The organism is Chromobacterium sp. HL1 (genome assembly GCF_057418835.1).
Genome location: NZ_CP162399.1, coordinates 3,085,242 through 3,099,424, shown reverse-complemented (window position 1 = coordinate 3,099,424; position 14,183 = coordinate 3,085,242). Strand labels below are relative to the sequence as shown.

Genomic DNA, 14,183 nt, shown 5'->3' with positions numbered 1-14,183 from the left:
GGCGGCCGCATGGAAGACCCGAAACCGGCGGCCGATCCGGCCCAGGCGGAAAAACAGGCGGTGCTGCGCGCCTTGAGCGCCGCGGTCAAATTGGTGGGGGCCATGGTGGACGCGCACACCGAGGTGGTGCTGCATGATCTGAGCCGGCCGGAGCGCTCCGTCGTCGCCATCGAGAACGGCCATGTGTCCGGCCGCCGTCTAGGGGACGCCATCCTGGGCGGCCCGGCCGGCGACCGCGGCTTCGCCGCCATCGAACAGGCGATGCGTCAGGGCGGCGCGGAACCGGCGCTGGTGTCCGGCTACCACACCCTGAGCCGCGACGGCCGGCGGCTGCTGTCCGCCAGCGCCGTCTTCAAGACCGCCGCCGGCGAACCCTTCGCCGCGCTGTGCCTGAACAGCGACCGCAGCCAGCTGGAAGCGGCGCTGGCCTGCCTGCAGGCGCTGGTGGGCCGCGCGCCGCCGCCGCCTCCGGCCGCGCCGGAGCCGCCGGCCATGGACGAGGCGATGCAGGACATCATCGCCCAGGCGCTGGAGCGCGGCGGCAAGCCGCTGGCGCGGATGAAAAAGGCGGACAAGAAACAGGCGGTGGCGCAGATGCTGGAGCAGGGCCTGTTCATCGTCAAAGGCGGGGTGGAGCGCGCGGCGGAGGCGCTGGGCGTCAGCCGCTACACCGTCTACAACTATCTGGACGAAATCCGCGGCGATGCGCGGGAGGACAAGGCATGAAGATTCCCATCTACCAGGTGGACGCGTTCTGCGACGCGGTGTTCCACGGCAATCCGGCGGCGGTGTGCCCCTTGCCGGCCTGGCTGCCGGACGCCGCGCTGCAAGCCATCGCCATGGAAAACAATCTGTCCGAGACCGCCTTCCTGGTGGCGGACGGCGAACGAATGGCGCTGCGCTGGTTCACGCCGACCACCGAGGTGGATTTGTGCGGCCACGCCACGCTGGCCAGCGCCTGGGTCTTGTTCCATGAGCTGGGCTGGCGCGGCGAACGCATCGTCTTCCAGACCCGCAGCGGCGAATTGACGGCGCGGCGTGACGGCGAGCGCATCGAACTGCGCTTCCCCGCAGTGACGCCGCGCCCCTGCGCCGAGCCGCCCGGCCTGCTGGCGGCGCTGGGCCTGGACGCCGGCCAGGTGCTGGCCGCCGACGACTACATCGTGGTGCTGGACGACGCGGCGAGGCTGGCGGCGCTGCGGCCGGACTTCCAGCGGCTGCGCGGCTTGCCCAAGCGCGGGGTGGCGGTGACCGCGCGCGGCGCGGACTGCGATTTCGTCAGCCGCTGGTTCGGCCCCGGCGTCGGCGTCGACGAAGACCCGGTCACCGGCTCGGCCCACTGCTGGCTGGCGCCGTACTGGGCCGGCGTGCTGGGCAAGACCCGCTTGCAGGCGCGCCAGGGCGGCGCGCGCCGCGGCAGCCTGGAGTGCCGGGTGGAAGGCGCGGAAGTGGCTTTGCTGGGGCAGGCGAGCTTGTATCTGAGGGGCGAGATTTACGTTTAGAGCCGGTTCAATGTCTGCCGCGCTTCGTGAAGCATTGCAGGTGAGTACAAGCTCAAAATGCTTATATATCACGCGTACATTCCGCTTTTTCGCTCGTTTTCGCCTTGTCTCGCCATAGCTCCCGAGATCGTAAACAGGTTCTGAGAGAATAGTGCCGAGATGATCGTTCGGAACTATTCCGTTATTTAACAGTGACTTTTACCGTTATGACTTTTTTAGCATCCTTGCTCCACTGTTGACCATACTCAAATCTTACTGTCCCGGTTCCTTTTTCTAACGCTTTAAATATATAGCTTGTAAACCCGCCACATCCAACCGGCGGCACGCCCTCATTGTTGACGACGCCGCATTTGTCAGATGGTTTGTGGCTGGAACTCAGAAACATCAATTCCGCAGGAAGCGTCCTTAAGCCCCAAGAGGCCCCTGTTGAGGGATTGTCAGGAAAGGTAATCGAAAAATTACGATCCAAGTTGACTTCAATATGGCCATTCCCTTCTTTAGGCAGGTCGTGATGTTGTTCTGGCGCTGAATAATCGCCAATATTTAAATCATAATAGCCGAATGAATCTGATTTCATTTGAGCCGCTTTCTCAGAAGAAAAGCAAGTTGCCGGAATTAAGCAAAAAGATGTGACCATCAGCGTCTTATAAAAACTATGCATACTTTACCTCGCTGAATATGAGTGATCAGAAGTTGATTGGCTGCCTAATGGATTGGCAAGCGAGTCAGCGTTGAAGCGAGTCATGGAGTCGCCAGCTTACTGAAGCGCTTTAGAACCTGTTTACGATCTGCTGCGCGTCGGCGATACGCAGGTAAACAGGTTTTTAGAGCGGCGCGCTTCAAACGGCGGCTTCCGTCGCCAATTGTTCATCGCACACCGCCTTGACGCAGGCGCGCAGCCATTGCTGCGCCGGGTCCGCGTCCAGGCGCGGATGCCAGATCATGGAAATGGTGATCTCCGCCACCGCCAGCGGCAGCGCGAAGCTGTGCAGGCCGGCGCGCAGATGGCCGGTGTGGCGCTCCGGCACGGTGGCGATCAAATCGCTGGCGCGCGCCAGCGCCAGCGCGGCGGCGAAGCCGCCCACGGTGACCGCGACGTCGCGGCGCAGCCCCTGCGCGTTCAGCGCCTCGTCCACCGGCCCGACCAGCCCGCCGCGGCGGGCCACCAACACATGGCGGCCGGCGGCGTAGCGGGCGATGTCGACGGCGTCGGCCGCCAGCGGATGGCCGGCGCGCACCACGCCGACGAAGCGGTCGCGGAACAACATGCGCACCCGCAACTCCGGCCCGGCTTCGTGGCCCACCACGCCGGTGTCCAGATCCACCGCGCCGTCGCGCAGCGGCGTGTTGTCCTTGTCGCGCTTGGGCAGGAAATGCAGACGCACGCCCGGCGCCTCGCCTTGCAGCCGCGCCAGCAGCCGCGGGCCGAAGTTTTCGACGAAACCGTCGCTGCAGCGCAGGGTGAAGCTGCGTTGCAAGCGGTCCAGCCGCAGCGTTCCGGCCGGGCGCAGCGCGCTTTCCGCGTCCAGCACCAGCGCGTGCACCCGTTCGCGCAGTTCCAGCGCGCGCGGCGTCGGCGTCAGGCCGCGGCCGGCGCGCACCAGCAGCGGGTCGCCGGTGACTTCGCGCAAGCGCGCCAGCGCGCGGCTCATCGCCGAGGGGCTGAGCTGCAAGCGGCGCGCGGCGCGGGCCACGCTGCCTTCGTTCAGCAGCGCGTCCAGGGTGATCAGCAGATTGAGATCAGGTATGGGCATGGCTTCGCCTTAAAGAGCCTATTCAATGTCTCGCGAGCAAGGGCAAGACGAAAATGGCTGAGAAAGCGGAATGTACACGTGGTAGATGAGCATTTCGAAGCCGTTTTCAACGCTCTTGTCTACAATCCCGCCGCAGCGCAGCAGATGGTACACAGACTCATTAGAGCGGCTAACAAATTCCTGATGCTGCGTTGCGCCGACTTGCCGTACTCAAGTACTGCCTGCGTCGGCGCGCCTTGCCTCAGTCGTGAAACTGATTTTTGTTAGCCACTCTTAGTACAGCGATACCTGGCGTCAAACGCAACTATTTAGTGTAAACCATGCGTCTTCCGCCTGCTGTGGCGGCGGCGTAGCCTGTATCGGGTCCGTGTCGACGGCCCCGGCGTTCGGAGCCGGATGCGGGCGGGAGCCGCCCTCATGTCTGTTTCTCCATCCTCTTCGTCTTCTTCCGCCGCCGCGCTGGCCGGCCTGGCGCTGTCTATCCTGCTGGCCTCGCTGGGCGCCAGCGTGGCCAACGTCGGCCTGCCGGCCTTGGCCGCGGCCTTTCGGATCAGCTTCCAGCAAGCGCAATGGGTGGTGCTGGCCTATCTGCTGCTGATCACGCTGGCCAGCGTCAACGCCGGCCGGCTGGGCGATCAGTTCGGCCGCCGGCGCGCCTTGCTGGCCGGCATCGCCTTGTTCGTCGCGGCCTCGGCCGGCTGCGGCGCGGCCGACGCCTTTTGGGCGCTGATCGCCGGACGCGCCTTGCAGGGCGTAGGCGCGGCCTTGATGCTGGCCCTGGGCATGGCTTTTGTCGCGGACATCGCCCCGCAGGGTGAAGTGGGGCGGGCGATGGGGCTGTTGGGGGCCATGTCCGCCGTCGGCACCGCGCTGGGCCCGTCGCTGGGCGGCGCGCTGATCGCGGGCTTTGGCTGGCGCGCGATGTTCTGGCCGATGTTGCCGCTGGGCGCGCTGGCTTTCGGCCTGATCTGGCGCAGCGTGCCGGCGCCAAGCGGCCCCGCCGCCGAGCGCGTCGGTTTCGACCTCGCCGGCAGCGGCTGGCTGGCGCTGACCCTGGCCGCCTACGCGCTGGGCTTGACCCTGAAGCCCGATCACGCCCAGGGGGGCTTCGGCGCGCTCAACGCCGTCTTGTTGCTGGCGGCCGTCGTCGGCGGCCGCGCCTTCTTGCGGGCCGAGTCCAAGGCCGCCTCGCCCTTGCTGAACCTGGCCCTGCTAAGAGACCCGGCGCTGGCCGCCGGTCTGCTCGGCAACGCCCTGGTGTCCACGGTGATGATGGCCACCCTGGTGGTGGGGCCGTTCTATCTGGCGCGGGGGCTGGGCCTGGACGCCGCCGGCGTCGGCCTGGCGATGTCGCTGGGGCCGCTGGTGGCGGCCTTGAGCGGCGTGCCGGCCGGGCGGATGGTGGACCGCTATGGCTCGGACATCGCGGCGCGCTCCGGCCTGGCGGGCATCGGCGCGGGCGCGCTGGCGCTGGCCTTGCTGCCGGCCAGCCTGGGCCTGGCCGGCTATCTGTTGCCGCTGACCCTGATCACCGCCGCCTACGCCTTGTTCCAGGCCGCCAACAACACTCAGGCGCTGACCGGCGCCGCGGCGCGGCAGCGCGGCCTGGTGTCCGGCCTGCTCAGTCTGTCGCGCAATCTGGGTTTGATCACCGGCGCGTCCTTGATGGGCGCGGTGTTCGCCGCGGCCAGCGGAGCCGCGGACATCGCCGCCGCCGCGCCGCAGCAAGTGGCCGCCGGCGCGCGCGCCGCTTTTGGGCTGGCGGCGGCGCTGATGCTGCTGGCGCTGTTGGCGTCGGCGCGTGGGCGCAGAAAAGCCGCGCTCTGCTGACGCCACGCTGTCAGCAGGGGGCAGGCAGACTGGTTCTTTTCCACGGCGCAAGCCGCATTCCAGTGAAAAGGAGCAAGCCATGACCTTGGCCCCCCAAGCCAATCTGCAATTGCTGTATGTGACGGATATCCAGCGCTCCGCCGCGCTGTACCGCCGTTTGTTCGCCGCCGATCCGGTGTTCGTCAGCCCGCGTTACGTCGCCTTCAGCGCCGGCGGCGAGGCGCTGTTCGCCCTGTGGAGCGGCGGGGACGCGCCGCATGCCGATGTCCCGAGATTCGTCGAAGCCGGTATCATGCTGGCATCCGGCGAGGCGGTGGACCAGCTCTATCAGGCCTGGTGGAACGATCCCGATCTGCGCATCGCGCAGCCGCCGAGCTCCGAGGTCTTCGGCCGCACCTTCCTGATGCTGGACCCGGACGGGCATCGGCTGCGGGTGTGCCAGCGGGACTGAGCGTTTGCGTCATGCCTGCTGCGCTTTGGCGGTCTGGCCTCGCCGTTGCGCGGCCGGCATGGAATACAACGAAGGGTAATCATGCGAATACACATCATGGCCGCCTTGGCGGCGCTGAGTCTGCCCGCCGCGGCATGGGCCAAGACGGAGTCGTACAAGGACTGGGCGGTGGCCTGCGACAACACCCTCCATTGCGAAGCCAACGGCACCCAGGCCGCGGACGGCGACAATCCGGTCAGCCTCTTGCTCAAGCGCGACGGCGGCCCCAATGCGCCGCTGACCGGGGAGTTGATCGCGGCGGACGCCGACGACGGCAAGGCGGGGCCGCTGACGCTGCGGCTGGGCGATTTCAAACTGAGCGGCTTGAAAACGGAGCAGAGCTTGAGCGCCGGACAGATGGCGCAGCTGCTGCCGCGCATGCTCAACGCGGACGCGATCAGCCTAGGCGACGGCAAGCTGCAATGGACGCTGTCGCTGGCCGGCCTCAAGGCCGCCTTGCTGAAGATGGACGAGGTCCAGGGCCGTCTGGGCACGCCCGGCGCGCTGGTAAGAAAGGGCGCGAAGCCGGAAGCCTCGGTGCCGCCGGCCTTGCCGACGCCTTTGCTGAAACCGGCGGCGGCGGCGGCCCGGCCCGGCGACGCCGCGTTGGCGGCGCCCATTCTCAAAGCGGTGCGCGAGCGCGGCTGCTGGGAGGATATGCCGGATGCGGAGAACCCGACGATAGACGTCCACCGCTTGAGCGCCGACAAGGTGCTGGTGCTGCGCGAATGCGGCCGCGGCGCTTATCAGGGCGGCTTCAGCGTGTGGATAGCCAACGATAAGCCGCCGTATCGGCCGGCGCTGGCCAAGCTGGCCGACGGCGACGCCGCCTATTTGATGAACGCCGAATTCAATCAGGGCGTGCTCAGCAGCTACGCCAAGGGGCGGGGCATAGGCGATTGCAACATCAGCAGCGCCTGGGCCTGGACCGGCGGCCGCTTCGAACTGATGCACGCCGCCGAGGCGCCGCAGTGCCGCGGCATTCCCGGCGGCGTGTCGCTGCGCAGCTGGGTGACGCGGCAGAAATAAGCGGGCTCGGTCCGCCCGCGCTCCGTGGCGGGGGCGGACCGAGATCCCGTCGTTGGCGTGGCGCCGGTCTTTGCTTATGTCGACGCGGACGCGGCGGCTTCGGGCTGATGCAAGCCAAAGCTCAGGCCGCCGGGCGCATGGCACTGAGCGAATTTGCCGAAGCCCGGCTCCTCCGCGATGCCGCCGTCGATTTGGCCGCCCAAGGCCCGCACGCGCTCCACGGCGGCCGTGAGGTCCGGCACCTGGAAGAAGAGATCGATCCGGGGCGCGGCATCCCCCCCGTGCAGGCCGGCTTTAATCGATCCGGCCTGAAACCAGCCGCCGCCGTCCGTGCCCATCGGATGGAAGCTCCAGCCGAACAGTTCGGCGAAGAAGGCGCCGACAGGGGCCGCGTCTCCGGCGCCGATCTCGATATAGGAAACAGGTGATGCCATGGGAATCTCCTTTTGTGGTGAAAAAGCCTTTTGGCCTATTTCAACGGCCTAAACGATTATAGGCCGGATCAGGCCGGATCGACGGCTTCCAGTTCCACTCGCCACAGCGACAGCGGTCGCGCGGCTTGCAGCCGCAGCGTTTCGCCGCGCCGGGCGACGGCGGCGTCCCAGGCCGCCAGCGGCTGCGGCCGGCCGTCATGCCACAGCCGCGCGCCGTCCTCCAGCGCCAGCAGCAGGGTCAGCTCGGCGTCGGCGCGTAATTCCAGCGCGCCGTCCAGCGTCAGCCTGTCCAGGCGCGAGCGGTAGCGGCCGCGCCGCGTCATCACGTTGAAATCGGTCAGCGGGCCGTCCAGCAGCCGGCTTTGCGCCGGGGTTTCGCCGGCGAAGGCCAGCGGCTCGCCGTCCGGCGTCAGCCGCAGACGGCCGCGGCCGTCCAGCTCCAACTCCAGCCCCGCGCCTTGCAGGATCAGCAACTGCCGGTCCACGCCGTCGAAGCGCGAGAACGGCCCGTCGCTGGCCACGCTGGCCAGGCTGACGCGGTAGTCGAAATCGTCCAGGCCGGCCCCGGCCGGGGAGATCAGCAATTGCCGGGTGCTGCCGCCGCCGTTTTTCCACGGGCTGGGCGGGCAGTCTTGCAGGCGGATGAGCGTCATGGCGGGCCTTTGAGTGATTGCGGGGTGGGAAGGGCGCTCCAGTCTAGCAGGAGCGCGCCGCCGGCGTCGCCGGACGCGGGCGGGACTGGAATAGGCGGCCGCGCTTGGTTTACACTTCGGGTTTCCATCACCTTGAATAAAAAAGAAAGGAGGTAAATATGCTTCAATTTGCGCGCCCAGAAATGTTGGTTCGCTTGTTTAGCGCATTTGCCGGCTCTTGCCCGAGTTCCATCGCGCTGCGATAACCGGGTCGGAGCAAAGCCACTCTTCACTTCGAGTTTCACTCGCCGAGTCTTTCCCGACTCCCATGTTGTCGCCAGCGCTCCTGTTGACAGGGACTGTCACGTCCCGAAAAAACGAGAGCAAGAGCATGACAACCCTGATTTCCGCGCAATCCCTGCAACTGGACGCCGGCCACGGCCCGCTGTTCCAGGACCTTTCCTTTACCGTAAAACTGGGCGACCGCATCGGCCTGTTGGGCCATAACGGCTGCGGCAAGAGCAGCTTGCTGGACGTGCTGGCCGGCCAGCGCGAAGCCAATGCCGGCGCGGTGCAATACGCGGGCCTGTGCCGGCTGCAATACGTAGAGCAACACCTGCCGGCGAGGCTGGCGGGCTTAAGCGCGCGCTCGGCGCTGCTGGAGGCGGTGGACCGTCAGCCGGAGCAGCGCTGGCGGGTGGACAGCCTGCTGGACGAGCTGGAACTGTCGGCCGCGGCCGACACCCCGGCGGCCAGTCTCAGCGGCGGCCAGCACACCCGGCTGCTGCTGGGGCGCGCGGTGCTGCGCCAGCCCAATCTGCTGCTGCTGGACGAGCCCAGCAACCATCTGGACCTGCCGTCGCTGCTGTGGCTGGAAGACTTTCTGCGCCGCTGGCAGGGCGGCTTCATCCTGGTGTCCCACGACGCGCGGCTATTGGACGCGGTGACTTCGCACAGCTGGATTCTGCGGGACCAGCGCCTGTACCGCTTCGAGCTGCCGTGCAGCCAGGCGCGGGTTGCGCTGGCGGAGGCGGACGACGCCGCGCGCGCGCGCCGCGCCGGCGAGCAGAAGGAGATAGACCGTCTGAACGCCAGCAGCAAGCGGCTGGCGATCTGGGGCCGCGAGCACGACAACGAAAAGCTGGTGCGCAAGGCCAAGTCCATGCAGAAGCGGGTGGACCGGCTGAAGGAGGAGCAAGCCTTCGTCAGCCGCGGCAGTCCGTGGCGCTTGCGGCTGCAAGGCCAAGCGCTGGCGGCGGACCGCTTGCAGGCTTTCGAGGGCTTGCAGGTGAGCGCCGCGCCCGGCTTGCCGGCCTTGTTCGAGGCCGACGAGCTGAGCCTGCGCAGCGGCGACAAAGTGGCCTTGCTGGGCGCCAACGGCGCGGGCAAGTCCTCCTTGTTGCGCCAGTGCTGGCAGGATTGGCTGCAAGGCGAGGCCGGCGCGGGCTGGCGGCCGCACCCGGCGGCGCGCGTCGCGTATTACGATCAGTCGCTGCGCCGGCTGGACGACGCGGCCGCGCTGTCGGACGCGCTGTATCCCTTCGCGCCGCTGAGCGAGGCGGAGCGGCGGCAGGCGCTGATTTCCGCCGGTTTCGCCTATGCGCGCCACGGACAGACCGTGGCCACTCTCAGCGGCGGAGAGCGCGCGCGGCTGCTGTTCCTGGCGCTGTCGCTGGCCAGCTACCACCTGCTGTGGCTGGACGAGCCGACCAACCACCTGGATCTGGACGGCAAGCGGGAACTGGCGGAGGCGCTGGCGGACTTTGCCGGCGGCTTCCTGCTGGTGTCGCACGACCGCGAGTTGATCGAGCAATCGTGCAACCGCTTCTGGGTGGTCAGCGAGGGCCGGCTGCGCGAGTGGCCGGACGCCGCCGGCGCCTACGCCCAGCTGTTCACCCCGCAGGCCGTCGCGCCCGTGGCCGATCAGCCGACGGCGTCCGGCGACGCGTCCGTTCCCAAGGGCGCGGAGCGGCAGCTGGAGCGCCTGTATCAACTGGAGGCCTTGCTGAACGCGGATCTGGCGCGCAAGCCCAAGCATCAGAAGCCGCAATTGCAGCGTGAATGGCGGCGGGAGATGGGGGCGCTGGAACGGGAACTGGGCTTGTAACGCGAAGGGCGGCGTTAAAAACGCCGCCCGTTCGTCGCGTGTTTCGCCGCTTCATCCATCGCCTTGCGCGTTTCGTCGCAAGCCGCTGTCGGCCGCGTTTGGCGCTGGCTACAGTGAGCAGCGTCAACCACAACGCATTGCAAGGAGCTGAACATGGATCGGGAAAAACACGCGGAAGCCCTGGACGGACTGAACGGCGTCAAGCACAAAATCGCCATTTACTGGCGGCTTTATGTAGACTGGCTGGCCGGCCTCGGCTGGGGGCGGCTGGCCTTGGTCTCGCTGCTGGCCTTGATTTTGAGCGGCGTGCTGGCCTTGAGCGGCGCCGTGGTTTTTTTGATACTGATGTCCTTCCTGGTCAAGGCCTGCGTCGCGCCGAAGCCGTCGAGGCCGGCGGCGCTGACGCAGGGGACCGAGGAAGAAATGAAGCAAGACCGGGGGGCGTATCATGGATAGGCAAAAACATGCGGAGGCGCTGGCGGGCATTGAACTCGTCAGCCACAAGGCTTCCATCTACTGGTGGCTGTTTTTCGACTGGCTGGCCGCCGTCGGCTGGGGCCGGCTGCTGCTGATCTGCTTTCTGGGCCTGATCCTGGGCGGCATCATCGGGATTCCGGCGCTGGCCTTCTTCCTGGGCGTGACCGTCTGCATCGTCAAGATCGTGGCCAGAGGCAAGCGCCGGGCGGAGCAGCGCGCCGACGCGGCGGTGGTGCGCAGCCGGCAGGCGGAGGAGCTGGCCGAGGTGGAGGCGCTGCAACGCCAGCTGGCGGAAGCGCGGATGGGAGCGCTGCAGGCGCAGATCGAGCCGCACTTCCTGTTCAACACCCTGTCCTCGGTGTGCCAGTTGATGGAAACCGCGCCGGAGCGCGCCTTGCTGATGCAAAAGGCGCTGATCCGCTATCTGCGCTCCTCGCTGCCGGAGTGGCGGGAGTCCCCGGCGGAAACCAGCCTGGGCCAGCAGCTGGAATTGTCGCGCGCCTATCTGGACATCATGCAGCTGCGGATGGAAGACCGGCTGCGGGTGCGGCTGGAAGTGCCGGAGTCGCTGCTGGACGCGCGCTTTCCGGTGATGATGCTGCAAACCCTGGTGGAAAACGCGATCAAACACGGCCTGGAGCCCAAGGCCGAAGGCGGCGAGATCCTCATCGACGCCAAGGTGCTGGCCGGCGAGCTTAGGGTGGCGGTCAGCGACAGCGGCGTCGGCTTCCCGGAGCAGCCGGGGCAGGGCCTGGGCCTGAGCAATATCCGCGAGCGTCTGGCCATGTTGCACGGCGAGCGCGCGCAGCTGTTGCTGGAGGTGTTGCCGACAGGCGGCACCCGCGCCACCATAGGCCTGCCGTTCGCCTTGGTGTGAGCGGCCCGCTTGTAAAGAGGACAGCGTTAATGAGCAAATTGAGCGCGGTGATCGCCGACGACGAGCGCCTGATGCGCGAGCAACTGCGCATGGCCCTGCAACGGGTGTGGCCGGAGTTGAGGATAGTGGCCGAGGCCCGCGACGGCGCGGAGGCGGTGGAGTTGGTCCGCGAGCATAGGCCGGACCTGGCTTTTCTGGACATCACCATGCCGGTGCAGAACGGCATCGCCGCGGCGATGGAGATAGACGGCCTGTGCCCGGTGGTGTTCGTCACCGCTTACGACCAATACGCGATCAAGGCCTTTGAAGAAGGCGCGGTGGATTATCTGCTCAAGCCGGTGGAGGACGAGCGGCTGTTGCGCACGCGCCAGCGCTGGGAGCAGCGGCAGCTGGCGCTGCCGACGCACTGGCAGGCCTCCTTGCAGCAGCTGAGCCGTCAACTGGCGCGTCCGGATTATCTGCGCTGGATCAAGGCCTCGGTGGGCAATAGCCTGCGCATGATCAGCACCGGCGAAGTGCTGTTTTTTCAATCCGATGAAAAATACACCCGGGTGCAGACCGTCGGCTGCGAAGCTTTGATCCGCATGCCGATCAAGGAACTGTTGCAGGCGCTGGACCCGGACGAATTCTGGCAGATCCACCGCTCCACCCTGGTGCGGGTGGACGCCATCGAACAGATCAAGCGCGACGACGGCCAGCGCGGCCTCATGCTGCAATTGCGCGGCTATCCGGAACCGCTGGAAGTCAGCCGCAGCTACGCCCATCTCTTTCAGCGCATGTAAGCCGGGAGGCTTCAAGGTTTTGCCGTAGAGACCGGCTGATCGTAAGCCCCATCCTCGAAATCCCGCTCCATCCGCCGGTATTGGGCGCTGTTTTTAAGCCGGACCAGGCCTTCGTTGAAGCGGTCCAGCAGCCACTGGCTTTGCGGCTGCGCCCGGCTCAGCATCAGGCGGTACTCGTTGCGTTCCCACACCTTGGGCGCGTAGACGATGGCGGCGCGCTGCTCCGGCGTGAAGCGCCGGCGCAGCAAGGATTGCCCCACCGATTTGACCAGAGGGAAAAAATCGATGCGCTCCGCCAGCAACTGCCGCATGCCGCTTTCTATGTCCTGAGTGCTGTCGTTGCGAATATGGCCGGCGCGCACCGCCTCGCCCCATACCCCCAGTTTGGAACCGTTGGGCGTGGCCATGCGCAAGCCGTACAAATCCGGCATCTCCGTCGGAGAAAGCGGGCGTTTGGCCAAGTGAAACGCCACCTCCTCATCCACCACCACCGGCAGGCTGAACAGCGCGAATCGCTCGCGCTCCGGCGTGATCGACCACACCACCGATCCCGCGATCTCGCCGCCGCGCACCATGGCCTCGGCCCGGGCCCAGGGGAAATGCCGGTAGCGCACCGTGATCCCGGCCAGGCGGAAGGCTTCGCTGACAATGTGGGAGGCATAGCCCTGCTGCGGCAGCTTGGCGGATAGATAGGGCGGCCACTCCCCGCTGGCCAGCACCACCTCCCGCACCGGCGGCGGCGCGGCGGCGAGGCAGGGCGGGGCGAGAACGGCGCAGCAGATCAGCGCCAGGCGCATCGGGGACCAAACCATGGCAGCGTCCGATAGGGTTTGTTCCAGACTAGCAGGTTTGCCGCGCCGCGCTCCGGCATGAAAACTGCTTGTCCCGGCTTGTGGCCGCGGTCCGCGCGCGGCGTTCAAGGGGGAAAAAAGATGAGCACGATCAGAATGACGCCGGCGCTGGCGGCCAGGGATTACTCGCGCCTGAGCGCCTTATTGGCCGACTGCGTGACCGGCGGCGCGTCGGTGGGCTTCCTCGCGCCCTTGCCTGAGGCCGAGGCCGCCGCTTACTGGGCGCAGGTGGACGCGCTGCTGGGCGCCGGCCTGCAATTATGGCTGGCGGAAGAGGGCGAGGAACTGCTGGGTTGCGTGCAACTGGCGCCTTGCCAGCGCGGCAACGGCCGCCACCGCGCCGAGGTGCAGAAGCTCTTGGTGCATTCCGCCCGCCGCGGCCGCGGCGTGGCGCGCCAATTGATGGCGACGCTGGAGGATCATGCACACAAACAGGGCATTCGCCTGCTGGTGCTGGACACCGAGGCCGGTTCCGGCGCGGAGGACGTCTACCGCAAACTGGGCTGGAGCAAGAGCGGGGAGATCCCGGATTACGCCGCCCGTCCGGACGGACGCCTGCACCCCACCGCCTATTACTTCAAGCGCTTGTGAGGCGTCGGGGCTTGTTGGCCAACGCCATCATGGGGCGGGCGTTTAGCTAGAGGCGATAGCCGTCAGCGCGTCGCGCACCGCGGAGACGACCCGTTCCGGTTCCGAGAATTGCGGAAAATGGCCGCTGCGGGCGGCGATGACGTGGCGGCCTCGCGGCGACAGCGCCGCCAGCCGGCGCTGGCCCTCGGCGCGCGCGTCCAGCACCGCCTTGGAGGTGAGCCAGGACAAGCCCGGCGCGCCGCCGCTGATCACAAACAAAGGGATGTCGGGGAAGGGCGGCGCTTCGGCGATCTGTTCCGCGCTGCGGCGCAGGTGGCCGGTCTCGTTCAGGGTGTCCCGGTCCTGAGCCAGGTCCAGCGCCCGGCGCAGCAACTGGCCCAGCCGGCCTTGCCGCGCGTCCAGCGCGCTGATGTCTTCCGGCGCGGCGGCGTCCAGCAGCACCACGGCGGCCACTTCGCCGGCGTAGCTGCGGGCGAACAGATTGGCGATCAGGCCGCCCAAGGCGTGGGCCACCAGCACATAGGGCGGGGCCAGGTCCGCCTTGAACAGCAGCGCGCGCAGGGTTTCCATCATCGCGGCGCCGGTCTGCGCCTCGCGGGCGTTGCCGCTGTTGCCTATGCCGCAGCGGTTGTAGGCGAACACGCCGCTGAGCGTTTCCAGCGCCGGCAGCACTTTGTACCAGCCCTCCATCGGCGTGCCGGCGTCGTTGATCAGCACGATGGGCGGCGCGGCGGCGCCGACGGCGATGTACTCCATGGCGACGCCGTCGATGGCGACGATGAGCTTGGGGGGCAGGGTGGTCATGGCGCAAGCGGGCGGCGGCCGCC

16 protein-coding genes are annotated in these 14,183 nt (G+C 67.3%); 10 read left to right on the top strand and 6 right to left on the bottom strand.

Annotated features, from left to right (window positions below; all coding sequences use genetic code 11):
• Positions 1-9 precede the first annotated feature (9 nt).
• Both AB1Z25_RS13935 and AB1Z25_RS13930 read left to right on the top strand, forming a co-directional pair.
• On the top strand, positions 10-726 hold the full coding sequence (locus tag AB1Z25_RS13935) for a helix-turn-helix transcriptional regulator (RefSeq protein WP_107799762.1): 717 nt from the start codon (positions 10-12) through the stop codon (positions 724-726).
• Positions 723-1,502, top strand: coding sequence for a PhzF family phenazine biosynthesis protein (locus AB1Z25_RS13930; RefSeq protein ID WP_486635485.1), 780 nt, complete (start codon positions 723-725; stop codon positions 1,500-1,502). Before AB1Z25_RS13935 ends, AB1Z25_RS13930 begins: the two co-directional genes overlap by 4 nt.
• 181 nt (positions 1,503-1,683) lie before the next feature.
• On the opposite strand, the gene AB1Z25_RS13925 is transcribed toward AB1Z25_RS13930, so the two are convergent.
• Complete coding sequence (locus AB1Z25_RS13925) at positions 1,684-2,163, bottom strand: protease inhibitor I42 family protein (protein WP_486635484.1); 480 nt, start codon at positions 2,161-2,163, stop codon at positions 1,684-1,686.
• A gap of 178 nt (positions 2,164-2,341) precedes the next feature.
• The gene (locus AB1Z25_RS13920; RefSeq protein WP_486635483.1) at positions 2,342-3,256 is read right to left on the bottom strand and encodes a LysR family transcriptional regulator; all 915 of its coding nucleotides are present in this window, start codon (positions 3,254-3,256) and stop codon (positions 2,342-2,344) included.
• A gap of 417 nt (positions 3,257-3,673) precedes the next feature.
• Here AB1Z25_RS13920 and AB1Z25_RS13915 point away from each other — a divergent pair, with 417 nt between their 5' ends.
• From AB1Z25_RS13915 to AB1Z25_RS13905, 3 genes are all read left to right on the top strand, one after another.
• The gene (locus AB1Z25_RS13915; protein ID WP_486635482.1) at positions 3,674-5,086 is read left to right on the top strand and encodes an MFS transporter; all 1,413 of its coding nucleotides are present in this window, start codon (positions 3,674-3,676) and stop codon (positions 5,084-5,086) included.
• Between the two features lie 79 nt (positions 5,087-5,165).
• The gene (locus tag AB1Z25_RS13910; protein WP_486635481.1) at positions 5,166-5,537 is read left to right on the top strand and encodes a VOC family protein; all 372 of its coding nucleotides are present in this window, start codon (positions 5,166-5,168) and stop codon (positions 5,535-5,537) included.
• Positions 5,538-5,618: 81 nt separating this feature from the next.
• Positions 5,619-6,605 carry a DUF1176 domain-containing protein gene (locus AB1Z25_RS13905; RefSeq protein WP_486635480.1) on the top strand — a complete coding sequence of 329 codons (987 nt, stop codon included), beginning with the start codon at positions 5,619-5,621 and terminating at the stop codon, positions 6,603-6,605.
• Positions 6,606-6,679: 74 nt separating this feature from the next.
• Here the strand turns inward: AB1Z25_RS13905 and AB1Z25_RS13900 are convergent, their stop codons facing one another.
• Both AB1Z25_RS13900 and AB1Z25_RS13895 read right to left on the bottom strand, forming a co-directional pair.
• Positions 6,680-7,039, bottom strand: coding sequence for a VOC family protein (locus AB1Z25_RS13900; protein WP_107799755.1), 360 nt, complete (start codon positions 7,037-7,039; stop codon positions 6,680-6,682).
• Between the two features lie 68 nt (positions 7,040-7,107).
• Positions 7,108-7,692: a HutD/Ves family protein gene (locus AB1Z25_RS13895; RefSeq protein WP_486635479.1), complete on the bottom strand. Its 585-nt coding sequence runs from the start codon at positions 7,690-7,692 to the stop codon at positions 7,108-7,110.
• Between the two features lie 370 nt (positions 7,693-8,062).
• On the opposite strand from AB1Z25_RS13895, the gene AB1Z25_RS13890 reads away from it, so the two are divergent.
• The 4 genes from AB1Z25_RS13890 to AB1Z25_RS13875 all read left to right on the top strand — a co-directional run bounded on the left by AB1Z25_RS13890 (position 8,063) and on the right by AB1Z25_RS13875 (position 11,914).
• Positions 8,063-9,778 (top strand): ABC-F family ATP-binding cassette domain-containing protein, encoded by a 1,716-nt coding sequence (locus AB1Z25_RS13890; protein ID WP_486635478.1) that lies wholly within the window; start codon positions 8,063-8,065, stop codon positions 9,776-9,778.
• Between the two features lie 153 nt (positions 9,779-9,931).
• Positions 9,932-10,234, top strand: a complete 303-nt coding sequence (locus AB1Z25_RS13885) for a hypothetical protein (protein ID WP_107799752.1) — start codon at positions 9,932-9,934, stop codon at positions 10,232-10,234.
• A complete protein-coding gene (locus AB1Z25_RS13880; RefSeq protein ID WP_107799751.1) occupies positions 10,227-11,132 on the top strand; it encodes a sensor histidine kinase in 906 nt (301 codons plus the stop codon). The genes AB1Z25_RS13885 and AB1Z25_RS13880 overlap by 8 nt, the downstream gene beginning before the upstream one ends.
• Before the next feature lie 29 nt (positions 11,133-11,161).
• Positions 11,162-11,914 (top strand): LytR/AlgR family response regulator transcription factor, encoded by a 753-nt coding sequence (locus AB1Z25_RS13875; protein WP_227104034.1) that lies wholly within the window; start codon positions 11,162-11,164, stop codon positions 11,912-11,914.
• 11 nt (positions 11,915-11,925) lie between these two features.
• On the opposite strand, the gene AB1Z25_RS13870 is transcribed toward AB1Z25_RS13875, so the two are convergent.
• Complete coding sequence (locus AB1Z25_RS13870) at positions 11,926-12,726, bottom strand: substrate-binding periplasmic protein (protein WP_486635477.1); 801 nt, start codon at positions 12,724-12,726, stop codon at positions 11,926-11,928.
• Between the two features lie 120 nt (positions 12,727-12,846).
• On the opposite strand from AB1Z25_RS13870, the gene AB1Z25_RS13865 reads away from it, so the two are divergent.
• Entirely contained in the window at positions 12,847-13,356 is a 510-nt protein-coding gene (locus AB1Z25_RS13865; RefSeq protein ID WP_227104030.1) for a GNAT family N-acetyltransferase, read from the top strand.
• Between the two features lie 42 nt (positions 13,357-13,398).
• On the opposite strand, the gene AB1Z25_RS13860 is transcribed toward AB1Z25_RS13865, so the two are convergent.
• Entirely contained in the window at positions 13,399-14,160 is a 762-nt protein-coding gene (locus AB1Z25_RS13860) for an alpha/beta fold hydrolase (protein ID WP_107799747.1), read from the bottom strand.
• Positions 14,161-14,183: the final 23 nt, after the last annotated feature.